The 15,519-nt window shown below is 71.5% G+C and carries 17 protein-coding genes; 15 read left to right on the forward strand and 2 right to left on the reverse strand.

All coding sequences use genetic code 11. The features are described from left to right. Positions 1 to 66: 66 nt before the first annotated feature. The 9 genes from IPL89_13400 to IPL89_13440 are packed head-to-tail and all read left to right on the forward strand — an operon-like array spanning position 67 to position 8,547. Entirely contained in the window at positions 67 to 1,701 is a 1,635-nt protein-coding gene (locus IPL89_13400) for a type II/IV secretion system protein (GenBank protein MBK9064171.1), read from the forward strand. Then, on the forward strand, positions 1,694 to 2,653 hold the full coding sequence (locus tag IPL89_13405) for a hypothetical protein (protein ID MBK9064172.1): 960 nt from the start codon (positions 1,694 to 1,696) through the stop codon (positions 2,651 to 2,653). Before IPL89_13400 ends, IPL89_13405 begins: the two co-directional genes overlap by 8 nt. 1 nt (position 2,654) lies before the next feature. Further along, positions 2,655 to 3,308, forward strand: a complete 654-nt coding sequence (locus IPL89_13410) for a hypothetical protein (protein MBK9064173.1) — start codon at positions 2,655 to 2,657, stop codon at positions 3,306 to 3,308. After that, entirely contained in the window at positions 3,305 to 4,045 is a 741-nt protein-coding gene (gene pilO / locus IPL89_13415) for a type 4a pilus biogenesis protein PilO (GenBank protein MBK9064174.1), read from the forward strand. The genes IPL89_13410 and pilO overlap by 4 nt, the downstream gene beginning before the upstream one ends. Further along, positions 4,042 to 4,632 (forward strand): hypothetical protein, encoded by a 591-nt coding sequence (locus IPL89_13420; protein ID MBK9064175.1) that lies wholly within the window; start codon positions 4,042 to 4,044, stop codon positions 4,630 to 4,632. The genes pilO and IPL89_13420 overlap by 4 nt, the downstream gene beginning before the upstream one ends. Positions 4,633 to 4,654: 22 nt before the next feature. Continuing rightward, positions 4,655 to 7,099 (forward strand): hypothetical protein, encoded by a 2,445-nt coding sequence (locus tag IPL89_13425; protein ID MBK9064176.1) that lies wholly within the window; start codon positions 4,655 to 4,657, stop codon positions 7,097 to 7,099. Continuing rightward, positions 7,096 to 7,563, forward strand: coding sequence for a type II secretion system protein (locus IPL89_13430; GenBank protein MBK9064177.1), 468 nt, complete (start codon positions 7,096 to 7,098; stop codon positions 7,561 to 7,563). Before IPL89_13425 ends, IPL89_13430 begins: the two co-directional genes overlap by 4 nt. Positions 7,564 to 7,565: 2 nt before the next feature. Beyond that, entirely contained in the window at positions 7,566 to 7,967 is a 402-nt protein-coding gene (locus IPL89_13435) for a prepilin-type N-terminal cleavage/methylation domain-containing protein (protein ID MBK9064178.1), read from the forward strand. A 37-nt stretch (positions 7,968 to 8,004) separates the two neighbouring features. Further along, positions 8,005 to 8,547 (forward strand): hypothetical protein, encoded by a 543-nt coding sequence (locus IPL89_13440; GenBank protein MBK9064179.1) that lies wholly within the window; start codon positions 8,005 to 8,007, stop codon positions 8,545 to 8,547. On the opposite strand, the gene IPL89_13445 is transcribed toward IPL89_13440, so the two are convergent. Continuing rightward, on the reverse strand, positions 8,474 to 9,688 hold the full coding sequence (locus IPL89_13445; protein ID MBK9064180.1) for an SGNH/GDSL hydrolase family protein: 1,215 nt from the start codon (positions 9,686 to 9,688) through the stop codon (positions 8,474 to 8,476). The genes IPL89_13440 and IPL89_13445 overlap by 74 nt on opposite strands. A 72-nt stretch (positions 9,689 to 9,760) precedes the next feature. Here IPL89_13445 and IPL89_13450 point away from each other — a divergent pair, with 72 nt between their 5' ends. The 5 genes from IPL89_13450 to purQ are packed head-to-tail and all read left to right on the forward strand — an operon-like array spanning position 9,761 to position 13,329. Continuing rightward, positions 9,761 to 11,065: an insulinase family protein gene (locus tag IPL89_13450; GenBank protein MBK9064181.1), complete on the forward strand. Its 1,305-nt coding sequence runs from the start codon at positions 9,761 to 9,763 to the stop codon at positions 11,063 to 11,065. Continuing rightward, positions 11,062 to 11,520 carry a dUTP diphosphatase gene (gene dut / locus IPL89_13455; GenBank protein MBK9064182.1) on the forward strand — a complete coding sequence of 153 codons (459 nt, stop codon included), beginning with the start codon at positions 11,062 to 11,064 and terminating at the stop codon, positions 11,518 to 11,520. The genes IPL89_13450 and dut overlap by 4 nt, the downstream gene beginning before the upstream one ends. Positions 11,521 to 11,522: 2 nt before the next feature. Further along, the gene (locus IPL89_13460; GenBank protein MBK9064183.1) at positions 11,523 to 12,332 is read left to right on the forward strand and encodes an MBL fold metallo-hydrolase; all 810 of its coding nucleotides are present in this window, start codon (positions 11,523 to 11,525) and stop codon (positions 12,330 to 12,332) included. Continuing rightward, entirely contained in the window at positions 12,329 to 12,595 is a 267-nt protein-coding gene (gene purS, locus IPL89_13465; protein ID MBK9064184.1) for a phosphoribosylformylglycinamidine synthase subunit PurS, read from the forward strand. Before IPL89_13460 ends, purS begins: the two co-directional genes overlap by 4 nt. Then, positions 12,592 to 13,329: a phosphoribosylformylglycinamidine synthase subunit PurQ gene (gene purQ / locus IPL89_13470; protein ID MBK9064185.1), complete on the forward strand. Its 738-nt coding sequence runs from the start codon at positions 12,592 to 12,594 to the stop codon at positions 13,327 to 13,329. Before purS ends, purQ begins: the two co-directional genes overlap by 4 nt. Positions 13,330 to 13,336: 7 nt before the next feature. On the opposite strand, the gene IPL89_13475 is transcribed toward purQ, so the two are convergent. Then, a complete protein-coding gene (locus IPL89_13475; protein MBK9064186.1) occupies positions 13,337 to 14,209 on the reverse strand; it encodes an MBL fold metallo-hydrolase in 873 nt (290 codons plus the stop codon). 202 nt (positions 14,210 to 14,411) lie between these two features. Between IPL89_13475 and rsgA the strand changes: the two genes are divergently transcribed. Continuing rightward, the gene (rsgA, locus tag IPL89_13480) at positions 14,412 to 15,509 is read left to right on the forward strand and encodes a ribosome small subunit-dependent GTPase A (GenBank protein MBK9064187.1); all 1,098 of its coding nucleotides are present in this window, start codon (positions 14,412 to 14,414) and stop codon (positions 15,507 to 15,509) included. The last annotated feature ends 10 nt before the right edge of the window (positions 15,510 to 15,519 follow it).

Raw genomic sequence — 15,519 nt, forward strand, 5'->3', positions numbered from 1 at the left:
CGCGACGCTGCTCCTGTCGATCTACCTCCCGATGTTCACGATCCTCTCCAACATCAAGGCCTGACCATGAGCACGGCCCGCAACGACTCCGTCGACGCCGCGATCCCGCGCTTCCTCGACGCGGCCTCCGAGGAGACCCGCGCCCGGCAGCTCGCCGAGCGTCTCGGCCTCCCGTACGTCGACCTCTGGACGTTCCGCATCGACGCGGAGATTTTCCGCTCCATCCCCCTCGAGTGGATGCTCCGGTTCGAGTTCGTGCCCGAGCACCGCGAGAACGGAACGCTGTCCGTCGTGATGGCGGACCCGTCCGACGTCGTGAAGCGCGACGAGCTGGAGGCGCTGCTCAAGGCGCGCCTGAAGGTCAAGGTCGGGTCGCGCGCCGCGCTCCAGGACATCCTCCAGAAGTCCGAGTCGACGCAGCGCGTCCTCGAGGAGGCCACCGAGGAGTTCCGGATGCAGGTGGTCCGCGAGGACGAGGAGGGCCAGGAGGTCCTCTCGATCGACCGGATCACGGCCGACGCGAGCCCGATCATCAAGCTCGTCGACTCGGTCCTGTTCAACGCGATCCAGCGCCGCGCGTCGGACATCCACATCGAGACGCAGGAGCACGTCGTCGTCATCAAGTACCGCATCGACGGCGTCCTCTACCCGGCGATGGAGCCGATCGACAAGAAGCACCACCAGACGATCATCAGCCGCATCAAGGTCATGTCCGAGCTCGACATCGCCGAGAAGCGCATCCCGCAGGACGGCCGCTTCAAGGTGCGCGTCAAGGGCCGGACGATCGACTTCCGCGTCTCGATCATGCCGACGGTGCACGGCGAGGACGCGGTCATCCGCATCCTCGACAAGGAGTCCGCGAACGCGGAGTTCAAGAACCTGCGCCTCGACGTCCTCGGGATGGACCCCGAGACGATGCGCCGCCTCCGCAAGTTCATCCGGGAGCCGTACGGCATGGTCCTCGTGACGGGGCCGACGGGCTCGGGCAAGACGACCACGCTTTACGCGTGCCTGTCGGAGATCCAGACGGTCGAGGACAAGATCATCACGATCGAGGACCCCGTCGAGTACCAGCTCCGCGGGATCACGCAGATCCCCGTGAACGAGAAGAAGGGGCTCACGTTCGCGCGCGGCCTGCGCTCGATTCTCCGCCACGACCCGGACAAGGTGATGGTCGGCGAGATCCGCGACGAGGAGACGGCGCAGATCGCGGTCCAGGCCGCGCTCACGGGCCACCTCGTCTTCACGACCGTCCACGCGAACAACGTCGTCGACGTCCTCGGGCGCTTCCTGAACATGAAGGTCGAGCTCTACAACTTCGTCTCGGCCCTCAACTGCATCCTGGCGCAGCGCCTCGTCCGCAAGATCTGCCCGCACTGCCGCCAGCCGTTCGTCCCGACCCCGCAGCTGCTCGAGGAGTCGGCCCTCACGCCCGAGCGGCTGAAGGGCGTCACGCTCTACGAGGGGCGCGGCTGTATCGAGTGCAACGGGACGGGGTTCTTCGGCCGGATGGCGATCACGGAGCTGCTCGACCTGTCGGACGAGATCCGCAGCCTCATCCTCGACAAGCGCCCCGCCGCCGAAATCAAGAAGGCCGCGCAGGCCGAGGGCATGACGTTCCTGCGCGAGAGCGCGATCAAGAAGGTCCTCGCGGGGGAGACGACGCTCCGCGAGATCAACAAGGTGACGTTCGTTGAGTGACAAGAACCCCTTCTCGCGGTCGTTCTGGCGCTCGCCGCGCCCGCCGCACGCCTTCGTGCTCGGGCGGGACCGGCTCGTCTACGTGGGCCCTCAGGACCCGGCGAAGAAGGCGGTGCTCGGCGCCGCTCCGGCGCTGCGCGTCGTGGCGCGCGCGCTGCCGGAGGACGCCTTCACGCCGGGGCCGGGCGACGTCCCCGTCGCCGGGCCGGCCGTGGCGGGCGCTCTCCAGCGCCTCCTCGCGGAGGTCGCCGTGAAGATCCAGGCCGCGTCGCTCGTCGTGCCGGACGGGTTCGTGAAGCTGCTCGCGGTGGACGTCGAGGACGCCGACCGCAACCACCGCGAGACGGACGAGATGATCGCGTGGAAGTTCGGCCGCGCGTTCGGCGAGCCGGCTCCGCAGCTGCGCCTCTCGTGGCATCCGGCCGGCCCCGGCGTCAAGGGGACCCGCATCCTCGCCCTCGCGGCGCCCGAATCGGCGGCGGCCTCGTGGGAGGCGCCGTTCGAGAAGGCCGGAATCCGGATCGGCGCGCTCGAGACCGGCGCGTTCGCCGTCTCCGCGCTCGCGAAGCCCGCGCCCGCCGGCGATTCGTTCCTCGTGTGGGCGGACGGCGACACGGCGACGGCCGTCTTCTTCGCGGACGGCGCGCTGCGCTTCGCGCGCACCCGCCCCGTTTTCGGCGACGCGGAGGGAGCCCTCCACGAGATTCGCCTCTCGGCGGCGTACCTGCGCGCGGGCGACGGCGGGGACGATCTCGCCGCGCCCTGCGCGGCCGGGCCCGAGGGCGCGGCCGTCGTCGAGGCGCTCGCGGCGTTCCGGAGAACGCGGGGCTTCGACGCTCCGGCGCCGCTGGCGCTTTCCGCTCTCGTCCCGGGCGCGAGCGTGGCGCCGGCCGCGTCCGCCGCCGACCCGGCGATCCTCATGGGCCTCGGCGCCCTCGCGGGGGACCGCTGACGTGGCCGGCCGCTTCAACCTCGCCCGCCGCCCGTTCGTCGACACGCGCCCCGCGAACCTGACGGCGGGGATCCTCGCGGTGCTCGTCCTGGGCGTCTCGTTCGTGGCCGTGAGGACCGTGTTCCGCTACCTCGACGATTCGCGGCGTACGCGCGAGGCGATCACGCAGCTGAAGACCGAGATCACGCGTCTCGAGGACGAGCGCGCGCGCGCCGAGGCCTCGCTCGCCCGCGTGGACGTCGCCACGCTCGCCGCCGACGTGGACGAGGCGAACGCAATCGCTCTCCGCCGCGCCTTCTCGTGGACGCGATTCCTGACCCGTCTCGAGCGGACGCTTCCCGCCGACGTGCGCATCGCCGTCATCTCGCTCCAGAAGGCCGCGGCGACGCCCGGGACCGCCGGAGGGGTCCGCGGCGTCTCGGGCGAATCGATGACCGTCGGCCTCACCCTGATCTCGCGCGACCCGAACGGACTGCCCAGGACGATTCGCGCCTTCGACGCGTCGCCGTGGTTCGAGCGGCCGGCGCCTTCGAGCGAGGACCGGGGCGAGAAGAGCGTGCCGGAGGGCCGCCGCCTGACGATGACCGTCCTCTACCGCGACGTCGAGGGTCGCGTCGCTCCGGCTGCAGGGCCGGCGGAAGGAGCCGCGCGATGAGCGCGCCCCCGGCCTTCGCCGGTTCCGCCGCGGGGGGCCGCGCGCTCACCGTCCTGCGCTCCGGGCTCGACCGCGTGACGCGCCGCGGGTTCCGCGCGTCCGCGTGGCGGGCCCGCGCGCCGCTGATCGCGGGCCTCGCGCTCGTCCTCGTCGCCGGGGTCGCGGTCCTCGTGACGTACCACGGGTTCTACGACGCGCGTGTGCAGGCCCTGGAGGCGACGCGCGCCGAGCTCGCCACGAGGCGCGACGAGGCTGCGGTCGCCGCGGCGAAGGTGAAGGCGACCGAGCAGCGCCTGAAAAACATCCAGAAGGAGCTCGAGACGTTCAACAAGGACGTCCTCGGGACGCGCAAGGAGCGCCTCGCGGCGCTCATCGAGGACGTCTACGCCCTCACGCAGAAGGCGGGACTCGTACCGGGCCAGATTTCGTACGCGTTGAGCGACTCCGCGGGCGCCGCACGCCTCGCCCTGACCTTCTCCGTTCAGGGGCGCTACGCCGACGTGAAGAAGCTCCTCTATTCGTTCGAGAACAATCCGCGTTTCCTGCTTCTCGAGAACGTCGCCGTCTCGACGGACGACCGCGAGCCCGACGTCCTGCGGCTGGGCCTCATGGTCGCCCACTACTTCCGGCCGGACGGCGCCTCGCCCCGGCGTGCGGCCCGGGCGGCTGCCGGGCGCGTGCCCACGGCGCCCGCTGCGCCCGTCAAGGCCGTGCCGAACGCGGGGGTGCCCGAATGAGCGCGCCCGCGGCCCCGCCGAAGACGAACACCCGGCTCCTCCTCGTTCTCCTGGCCGTCGCGGCGGGAGCAGCGGCCCTGACGTGGTGGCCGACGAAGCCGGACGAAGCTCCCGCCGGAATCCCCGGCTCCGAGCGCGCGCGCCTCGTGCGCGGGCCGGCCGACGCGTCGGCCGTGCCGGACCTCGCGCAGATCCCGCCGCGCGGCGCCCGCGCCGGCGAGGTGGACCGCAACGTCTTCCGCTTCTACGACAAGCCGACGCCGACGCCGACGCCGGTCCCGACACCGCGCCCGACGCCCATCGCGCCGGGCTCGCCGCTCTACGTGGGGCCGATGCCCATTCCGCCGACACCCACCCCGACCCCGATCGTTCCCCCGGCCATTCCGTACAAGGTGCTGGGGAAGTTCGGGCCGCGCGAGAACCCGATCGTCGCGCTCGAGGAGGGGGGACGCATCATCAACGCCCGCGAGGGCGACGTGGTCGACGGGCGGTTCCGGATCCAGAAGATCAACCGCGAATCCGTCGACATCTCCTTCCCGGGCCTTCCGCCCGAGATCACCCGCAGGATCCCCATTCCGCTGCCATGACGGGCACGCCGAAGGACTTCGCATGACGACGACACCTCCCGACCGCGACCCCCGCCGCCGCACGCGCTTCCGCGCGCTTGCGGCGCTCGTCACGTTCGCGATCGCGATCACCGTTTCCGGCTGTGCCGGCTCGCGCGCCCTGCAGCAAGCCCGGCGGGAGGAGGCGCGCGAGCACTGGGATCTCGCCGTCCTCGCCTGGGAGGAGGCCGTCGCGCTCGAGCCGACGCTGACGGAGCTCCGGGTCGGCCTCTACCGGGCGAAGATGAAGGCCGCCCAGATCCACTACGAACGCGGACGCATTCACCGCAATTCGGGCCAGCTCGACATGGCCCTCGCCGAGCTCGAGCAGTCGGTCGCGCTCGACGGGACGAGCGACGCGGCGCAGGCGGAGCTCAAGAAGACGAAGGCGGACATCGAGACGAGGGCCCGGGAGAACGCCGGGGGCACCCCCGTCGAGAAGGCGAAGGCCCGGACGCGCGGCGCACGCGGCGCCCCGCCGATGCTCGTGCCGTCGTCGACGAAGCCCATCGACGTCACGTTCCCGCCCGACACGAACATCAAGAAGATCTACGCGGCTCTCGGCGCCGCCGCCGGCATCAACGTCATCTACGACCCGCAGCTCAAGGACGACCGGTTCTCGCTCGACCTGCGCGGAATGACCTTCCAGAAGGCGCTCGAGACGACGCTCCGGCAGGCGGGCCACTTCTACAAGGTCATCGACGAGCGCACGATCCTCATCGCGCAGGACACGCAGCAGAACCGCAAGGAATACGAGGATCTCGTCATCCGGACGTTCTTCCTGTCGAACGGCGACGTGAAGGACGTTTCGCAGATGGTCCGGTCGATCCTCGACCTGAGGCGCCTCGCGGTGATCCCGCAGCTGAACGCCGTCGTCATCCGCGACACGGCCGACAAGGTCTCGGTCGCCGAGCGCCTCATCGAGGTGAACGACAAGGCGAAGTCGGAGGTCGTCGTCGACGTCGAGCTCCTCCAGATCAACACGCAACAGCTCATCGACCTCGGCGCGCGGTACACCCGCACGGTTACGGCAACGGTCGTGCCCGGCGCGGGCAGCGGCGCGACGACGCCCGCGACGTCCCTCCCGTGGAACGCGATCAAGGCGCTCGGGATCAACGACTTCATGTTCTCGGTCCCGGCCATTACGTTCAGCTTCATCAAGGACAACACGGACGCCGAGCTGCTCGCCAAGCCGCAGCTGCGCATCGCGGAGGGCGAGAAGGCCCAGCTCGTCATCGGCGACCGCGTCCCGATTCCCGTCACGACGATCAACACGCAGCAGGCCGTCGGCGGGACGGGCGTCATCCCGATCACGTCGTTCCAGTACCAGGACGTCGGCATCAAGATCGACATGGAGCCCCGCGTCCACCACAACAAGGAGGTCTCGCTCAAGCTCACGATCGAAGTTTCGCAGATCAACGGCTACCAGACGGCAGCCGACGGGACCAAACAGCCCATCATCGGGACGCGCACGATCACGTCCTCGATCCGGCTCAAGGACGGCGAGACGAACTTCCTCGCAGGCCTCATCCGCAAGGACGTCGCCAAGACACGGAACTCGATCCCGTTCCTCGGCGACCTGCCGCTCATCGGCACCCTGTTCTCGGCCGTGAGCACCGACACGAAGCGGACGGACGTCTTCCTGACGTTGACGCCGCACATCATCCGGTCGCCGCAGATCACCGACGAGGACCTGATCCCGATCTGGGTCGGGACGGAGAACAACGTCTCCTTCTCGGGCCTCAACACGCGCCTCGAGTCCCCGAACGCGGCGGGCTCGCCGTTCGACGCGCCCGCCCTGGAGACTCCCCGCGTGGCGCCGCGGCCCGTCGGGGGGCCCGCCTCCATGGCGCCGAACGTCCCGCAGGGCGGGATGCCGAACGACCCGTTCAAACGGCCGGCTGCGGCGCCCACGCCGGCTCCGGCTCCCGGCCCTGGAGGGTCGAAGACCAACGCCACGGCCGCGACGGCCGCCGAGGCCTCGAACGCGGCCGTGAGCGCTGCGGCCGCGGCTGCCTCCGACGCGCCCACCGGAGCCGTGCTCTCCCTAGAGGCCACGTCCGAGCAAGTCGCGCCCGGCGAGGTTGCCGTCGTGAACCTGACGGGCCTCTCGGGCCTCGCGCCGCTCTCGGCGCTCGAGCTCACGGTCGAATGGGACCCGTCGGTCGCCGAGGTCACGGGCATCGCGCCGGGAGCGTGGCGGAACGCCGAGGATGCCGCGTCGATCCGGTTCGACGCCGACCGCACGGCCGGCCGCGCGCACCTGCACTTCGCGCGCGCCGGTCAGGGCGGCCTGCCCGACGGCGTCCTCGCGAAGCTCGCGGTCAAGGGGACCGCACCCGGGACGACCCTCGTCCGCGTGACCGCGGGTGCGGCTGCGACGTCCCGCGGACCCGCGGCGCCTCCGGTCGTCGAGCCCGCCTCGTTCACGGTGAAGGCCGTTCCATGATCCTGGCGCCTCGCAGGGGCCGCGGGTACTCGCTCGTCGAGCTCGTGATCGTGTGCGCGTGCATCCTGATCCTCACGGCGATGATCGTGCCGGTGACGCGGTTCGGCGTCGTGCGCCAGAAGGAGATGGAGCTCCGCGCGGCGCTCCGGAACATCCGGACCGCGATCGACGACTTCAAGCGGATGTCAGACCAGGGCCTGATCCCCGTCGAGCTCGACACCGAGGGCTATCCGAAGACGCTCGACAAGCTCGTCGAGGGCGTCGAGCTGGTGGGCCAGGTCAAGAAGAAGAAGCGCTTCCTGAGGAAGCTCCCGGTCGACCCGATGACGGGAAAGGCCGAATGGGGACTGAGGAGCTATCAGGACGATCCCGACTCGCGCTCGTGGGGGAGGCAGAACGTGTACGACGTGTACTCGCTCTCGCCGTTCACCGGGCTCGACAAGACGAAGTACAAGGACTGGTGAGCATGAGACACCCGAAGGGCTTCACGCTCGTCGAGCTGCTCGTCGTCATGGCGATCCTCGGGATCCTCGTGGCGATCGCCGTTCCGCAGCTGCAGCAGGCGCCCATCCGCGCCAAGGAAGCCACGCTGCGCGAGGACCTCTTCACGTTCCGGACGTGCCTCGACCAGTTCTACGCGGACAAGGGCCACTACCCGGACACGCTGCAGACGCTCGTCACCGAGAAATACATCCGCAAGATCCCGGTCGACCCGTTCACGCGGTCGGCCGACACGTGGCAGGTCGTGATGGAGGAGCCGGACTCGTCGGAGACCGCGTCCCCCGATCAGCAGCCGGGGATCGTCGACGTCAAGAGCGGTTCGAAGGAGATCTCGCGGATCGACAAGACGGCCTACAACACGTGGTGATGGGGGAGCGGTGAGGGGATCCCGCGGCTATACGTTGGTGGCCCTGATCATGGGCATGACGATCATGGCGATTCTCATCGCCGCGGTGCTGCCGCTTGCCTCGACCGAGGCCCAGCGCGACAAGGAAGACGAGCTCATCTTCCGGGGCTTCCAGTACGCCGAGGGGATCCGCGGCTTCCGCCGCCGATACGGGCGCTACCCGAATACCCTCAAGGAGATGTTCGAGACGCGCCCGCGCACGCTCCGCAAGCTCTGGAAGGACCCAATCACGAATTCCCTCAACTGGGGGCTCGTGTCGCTGACGACCGGCGGACCTCTTTCCGGAGCCACGCCGCCGCGGGGACGCGGCGGCGAGTCTCCGACTCCGGTCCCGACGCCCGTTCCGACGCCCGGTTTCGGAGCGCCCCCGTCGACGGCGACGGGGCCCGTCGTCGGCGTGTACTCGCTGTCGAAGAAGAAGTCGTTCCGCCTCTTCAACGGCCGGGACGTTTACAACGAATGGCGGTTCACGGAGCAGACGTTGATGAACCAGGCCCCGCAGCCGCCGGCGGGGCCCCCGGGGCCTGGGATCGGGCGCTGACGGGCACGAGTCCGGCGCGCACGGCGGGGGCGAGCTGTCGCGCCGCGGCGTCGTGCCCGGCCGCGCTCCAGTGGATTCCGGCCGGCAGGAACAGCCGGGCGCCTTCGGCGGCTTCGCGCCGGAAGCCGGGCATGAGGTCGACGAACGGGATCCCGCGCGCCTCGCACGCCTCGCGGACGCGCCGGAAGCCGTCTTCCTCGAACGCGTCTTCGCTCAGGCCGTAGACCTTCAGGAGACGGGCTCCGACCGCGGACTCGACGAGGAAGCGCGGCGGCACGGAGAAGACGCCGAGCGGCGCGCCGAGCGACGCGGCCTCGTCGCGGACGGCCCCGAGAAGCGCGAACGCGAGCGCGAACTCTGCCTCGCGCGACGCGGGCGGGCTCTTCAGCGAGAAGTCGATCGACACGGGTCTCTGCTCGGGGGCGCCGCCCACGGCCCGGCCGGCCGACGAGAGCCCGTTCCGGAGGAGCGACCACAGGTGCGACCGTCCCCCGAGGGACGCGTCGAGACGAGCAAACGTCGACGGCGCCGAGAAGCCGGCGGGAGGGTGCGGGACGAGGCGCCCGCCCTCGAGCGTGAACCGCGGCTTCGGCAGGCCGTAGATCCGGTCGCTCACGTTCTCCATGAGGTCGTTCCAGAAGAACCCGACGAGAACGAGGTCGGGGGAGAACTTCCGGCCCCAGCGGCGGAGGGTGAGCAGCTCCTGGTCCGTCCCGTAGCCCGGGACGCCGAAATTCACGACCTCGAAGCCGGGCCCGAGGTGCGCGGCTAGCCGCCGCGTGAGGATCGCGTCCTGCGCGACGCCGCTCCCGAACACGAACGAGTCGCCGAGCACCGCAATCCGGTACGCCCCCGGCGCCTTCGCCTCCGCGTGAGGCGCGTCGCGAAAGCCCGCCTCGTTCGTCGAGAGGCCGTTCTCCCACGGGGCCGAGCCCACGGGCCACGCGACGTCGGGCTTCAGCGTCCAGCCGAGCTCCGCGTCGCGCCGCGTGAGGGGGCCCCCCGCGTCCGCGGCGCGGATGGTCTCGAGGAGCGGCTGCGGAAAGAACGCCCGCAGCCCCGCCTCGGCCGCCGCGAGAACCGCGGCGAGCGAGACGGCGAGGAGAAGGGCGTTCGTGAAGACACGCCGGCCGAGATTCAAGTCCGGAACCCCCCGCCCGCGATTGTCGGGCGGCGGCCGGTCGGGGACAAGCTCCGCCGACTAGAATCGGGTGTGCAGGTCGCGAGGCTCACGGACGGGACGGCGGTGTGGCTGGACCCCATGCGCGACGTGAAGAGCCTGGCCCTCGGGATCTTCGTGGCGGCCGGCTCGGCGGACGAGGCGCAGGGCGAACGCGGCTCGACGCACTTCCTCGAGCACCTCCTCTTCAAGAGGACCCGGCGGCGGTCCGGCGCGGCGATCGCGCGGATCACAGACCGGCTCGGCGGGGACTGCGACGCGTACACGACGAAGGAATGCGTCGCCTTCCACGCGCGCGTCCCGGCGGCGCGCGCGGCCGAGGCCGTCGACCTCCTTCTCGACCTCACGGCCGCTCCCGCGTTCACGGCCGCGGACGTCGACGTCGAGCGCGCCGTGATCCTCGAGGAGATCGCCGAGGCGCACGACGTGCCGGACGACCTCCTCCACGACACGTTCGTACGGGCGCTCTGGCCCAGGCATGATCTCGGCGCGCCGATCTTCGGGACGAAAGAGAGCGTGTCGGCCCTGACGCGCGCGACGCTCGCCGGCCGGTTCCGGGCGATCTTCCGGCCGGAGCGAACGCTCATCGTCGCGGCCGGGGCCCTCGACCCCGACCGCCTCGTCGGGCTCCTCGAGAGGGGCCGCTCGCGCCGCGCCCGCGCGCAATTCGCGGCCCTGCCGGGGAGCGCGCCACGAGCCGCGCGCTGCGCCGTGGCGATTCCGCGCGCGGACCTCGGGCAGGCGCACCTTCTCGTCGGGTCTGCGGCCCGCCTCTCCTGGGGTGACCCGCGCGTGCCGGCGGCTTGGATCGCCGCGGAGATCCTCGGCGGAGGCGTCTCGTCGCGCCTGTGGCGGGACGTCCGGGAGGCCCGCGGGCTCGCGTACCACGTCGGCGCGCACGTTTCGCTGCACCGCGCGGCCGGCCTCGCGGTCATCACGGCCGCGACGCAGCCGAAGAACCTCGGCCGTCTCGTCCGGACGACAGGGCGCGTCCTCGGCCGGCTGCTCCGCGACGGCGTGAGCCGGACGGAGCTCGCCCGCGCCAAGAACCAGTTCGCGGCGGAGGCCGCGCTCTCGCAGGAGTCCACGGCCTCGCGCCGGGACACGGCCGCGCGCGCGTGGCTCTCGCGCGGCCGCCCCTACGAGACCGAGGAGTACCTCGCGGACGTCGCGAAGGTGACGGCCGAGGACGTCGCCGAGGCGGCGGCCCTGCTCTGGGGCGACGCGGGCCGCATGGGCCTCGGCGTGTCGGGCCCGCTGCCCGATGCGCGGGCCGCCGGCGCCGAACGCTTCGCGCGCGCCCTCGCGGACGAGTTCGCCGGGGAGGCCGCCGCGTGAGGCCGGGCGAGGAGGTTCAGGTCAGATTCACGGTCGGCGAGGAGTTCAAGGACCTCGCGCCGCCCGAGTACGCCTCCGCGGACGCCGCGGGGGCGGACCTCAGAGCCGCGGTCTCCGCGCCGATCGTCGTCCCACCCGGCGGGCGCGCTCTCGTCCCCACGGGGCTCACGCTCGAGATCCCGCGTGGGTTCGAGGCGCAGGTCCGCGCGCGTTCAGGGCTGGCTCTCAAGAAAGGCCTCGCGCTTGCGAACGGCGTCGGGACGATCGACGCGGACTACCGTGGCGAGGTCGGGGTCATCGTCGTGAACCTCGGCGCCGAGCCCGTGACGATCGCGCGCGGCGACCGGATCGCGCAGCTCGTCGTCGCGCCCGTCGCGCGCGCGGTCTTCACGCGCGCCGGCGGCCTCGACGGCAGCGCCCGCGGCGCGGGCGGGTTCGGGAGCACGGGCTCGTGAGCGTGCCGGCCGTCCCTTCCGTCCTTTCCATCGCCTTTCTCGGGTCGGGGTCCTCGGGCAACTGCGCCGTCGTGCGGTGCGGGGGAACGACCGTCCTCGTCGACGCCGGGCTCTCCGCGCGCGAGACGAAGAGACGCCTCGCGCTCTGCGGCGTCGCCCTCGAGGACGTGTCGGCGGTGTTTCTCACGCACGAGCACTCGGACCACGTGCACGGAGCCCTCGCGCTCTCGAAGAAGGCGGGCCTGCCCGTCTACGCGACCGCCGGCACCGCGGACGCCGCGGGATTTCCCGGGCCGCTCTTCTCGGACGTTCGGACCGTGCGTGGCGGGCGCGACCTCGTGGTCGGCGATCTCTTCGTGCGCGTCACGTCGACGCCGCACGACGGAGTCGAGTCCGTCTGCTACGTCTTCGCGGACGGCGCCGGCCGCCGCGTCGGGATCGCGACGGATCTCGGCCACCTGTCCCGCCCGGTGCTCGAAGCTCTCCGGGACTGCGACGCGCTGGGTCTCGAGGCGAACCACGACGAGGACCTCCTGCGCGAGGGGCCCTATCCGGCGGTCCTGAAGCGCCGCATTCTCTCGGACGTGGGGCACCTTTCGAACGAGGCCGCGGCCGAGGCGCTGCGGGCGCTCGTCGGGCCGCGCACGCGGAGCGTGACGGCGCTCCACGTCTCGCGGCACAACAACACCTATCCTCTCGCCGAGCGCGTGTTCAAAGAGGCTCTGGGCGAGATCGGCTCGGGGGCCATTCTCGCGGTCGCGCGGCACGACGTCCCGACGGAATGGAAGACGGTCTCACAGGAGGCGGCATGACGGTTCTCGTGAAGGTGATGCTCAAGAGCGGAGTCCTCGACCCGCAGGGCAAGGCGATCGCCGACGCCCTCCACCGGCTCGGATACACCTCCGTTTCCGACGTGAGGGCCGGCAAACTCTTCCGCATCGAGGTCGACACGGCCGATCCGCGCCACGCCGTCGAGGTCGGGACGCAGATGGCGGCCAAGCTCCTCGCGAACCCCGTCATCGAGGACTTCGAGGTTGCCCTCGAAACGGCCGCGGCCGCCGGAGGAAGCCGGTGAGCGCGCCGTCGGCGTCCGGAAACCCGGCGCCGCGCGTCGCCGTCGTCGTCTTCCCGGGGAGCAACTGCGACGAGGACGCCGCGATCGCGGCGCGGACGATCCTGGATGCCGACGTCAAGATGGTGCGCTACGACGAGCGCGCGCTCGGCGACCCGGACCTCGTGATCCTGCCCGGGGGCTTCTCGTACGGCGACTACCTGAGGAGCGGCGCGATGGCGCGCTTCTCGCCCGTGATGGAGTCCGTCGCGGCGTTCGCCGCGAAGGGCGGGGCGGTCCTCGGCATCTGCAACGGGTTTCAGATCCTCTGCGAGGCTGGCCTCCTGCCGGGCGCGATGCTTCGTAACGCGGGCCTCCGGTTCGTGTGCAAGGACGTCTGGCTGCGCGTCGAGTCCAAGCGCACGCCGTTCACGCTCGCGATCAACAGGGGTGACGTCCTCCGGATGCCGATCGCGCACGGCGACGGGAACTGGACGGCGGACCCCTCGGTCTTCGCGGAGATGAAGACGCGCGACCAGATCGTCTTCCGGTACGTGAGTCCGGACGGGACCCAGGGTGGAGCCGCGAATCCGAACGGCTCCCTCGACGACGTCGCGGGAATCTGCAACGTCGAAGGCAACGTCGTGGGCCTCATGCCGCATCCCGAGCGCGCGGCCGATCCCCTTCTCGGCGGCACGGACGGCGCGCGCCTCTTCAAGTCCTTCGCGACGACGCGCCTCGCGATGCAGGAACGCTAGGCGCGCCTCAGCGCGTCTTCATCCACGCGACGCACTTCTCGAGCTCCTTGCGCATCGTGGCGGGGGAGTCCGCGCGGTACGGGGCACCGTGGCCGGGCAGAACGCGCGTGAAGTCGAAGGCGAGGAGCTTCTCCATCGAGCGGATCGTCTCCGGCCACGAGTACCAGTTCGCGTCGCGGAACGCCACGAGGTGCCCGCGCCGCGTCGACCATGCGAGGTGGTCGCCCGTGAAGAGGACGTCTCTCCACAGCAGCACCGCGTGGCCGCGCGTGTGGCCGGGCGTCGGAATCGCCAGGAGGTCGTCCGAGAGGGCGACGGGCTCCGTCCCGTCGAGCGTCCGCTCGGGCGGTTCCCCGAGCGCCGCGGCGTCCTTCGCGTGGATGACGCGCTCCGCGCCGAGGCGCGCGTGGATCGCCGCGTGGTCCGCCACGTCGTCGCGGTGCGTCAGGAACATCGTCGCGACGCCGCCGAGCTCTTCCATTCGCGTGAGCAGCGGCGCGGCCGCCCGCGGCGAGTCCACGAGGACGTTGCCCGCGTCGCGCCGGATGAGCCAGCTCCACGCGCCGAACGACTTCTCCGACGTGTAGCCGCAGAAATAGACGCCGTCCCCGACGGGCTCGGGGAACGACTTCGACGCGGTGCGCGTGCCGTCCGCCCGTCCTCGCGTCCCGATCGATCCCGTCGGGCAGGCGACGAGCGCCTGCAGCGCGCGCGCTTCCTGCTCGGGCGTTTGCGGCTGCGCGACGACGAACGAGTGGCCGTCGCCCTGCGAGAAAACGGCGGGCTGCATCTGCCGGCACGTCGCGCAGTCGATGCACGTCGAGTCGACGTAGAGGTCGCCGGGCACGTTCGCGGGAAGGCGCAGGTCAGCGCGGGCCACGGAACGGGAACAGCCCGCAGGGCGCCGGTATTCCGGGAAGATCGTGTAGAGTTCTCTCCGAAGGCCTCTGACACACGATCTTGTGACCCCGCTCTGAGAACCCGGCGCCGCGAGCGGCGCCGCTGAGTTCTCGCCCCCACCGCTTCGGCGGCTCCGTCACGCGTGTGCCTTTCCTCCCGCACCCCTTCAAAGGAGATCTTCAATGGCGCTCCTCGAGCGTTTCGGATTCGATTCACATTTCGCATCACGCTTCGCCCCGTTCGCGTCTCAGGGCCTCGTCGCCGCCCGCGTCCTTCGCGAGGAGAGGGAGAGCCTCCTCGTCGTCACGGAGGGAGGCGAGCGCGCCGCCGAGCCCTCGGGGCGGCTCCGGCACCGCGCGGTCTCGCGCCTCGACCTCCCTGCGGTCGGGGACTGGGTGGCTCTTCGTCCCGAGGCCCCGGCAGGCCGTGCAGATTCCGGCCGCGGCCCCGCGGTCGTCGAAGCGGTCGTCCCGCGGCGCAACCGCGTCGTCCGCAAGGCGGCCGGCGGCGCCGTCCGGCCGCAGGTCCTGGCCGCGAACGTGGACACGCTCCTCGTCGCGATGGGTCTCGACGCGGACTTCAACCCGCGAAGGCTCGAGCGCTACGTCGCTCTCGCCTGGGAAAGCGAGGTGCAGCCGCTCGTCGTCCTCACGAAGGCGGACACGTGCGCAGACGTCGCGTTGCGTGTCGCGCAAGCCGAGGCCGCAACGCCGGGCGCAGCCGTCGTCGCCGTGAGCGCCGTGACCGGCGCGGGCCTCGAGGCGCTCGCGGCGCACCTCGCACCGGGCCGGACCCTCGCCCTCGTCGGGATGTCCGGTGTCGGGAAGTCCACCCTCGTGAACCGGCTGCTCGGCGCCGAACCACAGGCCGTGCAGGCCATCCGCGACTCGGACGGCCGGGGCCGGCACACGACGACGCGGAGGGACCTCCTCCTCCTGCCGTCGGGCGCCCTGCTCGTCGACACGCCGGGAATGCGCGAGCTCGCGCTCTGGGACGGTGGGGGAGACGCGGGCTTCCCGGACGTCGCGGCGCTCGCGGAGCGCTGCCGCTATCGCGACTGCGCCCACGAGTTCGAGCCGGGCTGCGCGGTGCGCGCGGCGGCGGAGGCCGGGGCGCTCGCCGCGGGACGCCTCGAGTCCTGGAGAAAGCTCCGGAAGGAGGATGCATGGCTCGCCCGCCGGCAGGACGAGGGCCTTGCGCGCGCCGAGAGGGAGCGCTGGAAGCTGCTCACGCGCGACGCGAAGGAGCGCGGGCGCTCGAAGCGATCCGGCGCGCCGTGAGGTAACGTGC

The sequence above is a fragment of the Acidobacteriota bacterium genome, from assembly GCA_016716715.1.
Taxonomy (GTDB): Bacteria; Acidobacteriota; Thermoanaerobaculia; order UBA5066; family UBA5066; genus Fen-183.

Coding starts and splice junctions, on each gene's coding strand:
- IPL89_13400 (MBK9064171.1), top strand. CDS start 67: ATGAGCACGGCCCGCAACGACTCCGTCGACGCCGCGATCCCGCGCTTC.
- pilO (MBK9064174.1), top strand. CDS start 3,305: ATGAGCGCGCCCCCGGCCTTCGCCGGTTCCGCCGCGGGGGGCCGCGCG.
- IPL89_13420 (MBK9064175.1), top strand. CDS start 4,042: ATGAGCGCGCCCGCGGCCCCGCCGAAGACGAACACCCGGCTCCTCCTC.
- IPL89_13425 (MBK9064176.1), top strand. CDS start 4,655: ATGACGACGACACCTCCCGACCGCGACCCCCGCCGCCGCACGCGCTTC.
- IPL89_13430 (MBK9064177.1), top strand. CDS start 7,096: ATGATCCTGGCGCCTCGCAGGGGCCGCGGGTACTCGCTCGTCGAGCTC.
- IPL89_13435 (MBK9064178.1), top strand. CDS start 7,566: ATGAGACACCCGAAGGGCTTCACGCTCGTCGAGCTGCTCGTCGTCATG.
- purS (MBK9064184.1), top strand. CDS start 12,329: ATGACGGTTCTCGTGAAGGTGATGCTCAAGAGCGGAGTCCTCGACCCG.
- rsgA (MBK9064187.1), top strand. CDS start 14,412: ATGGCGCTCCTCGAGCGTTTCGGATTCGATTCACATTTCGCATCACGC.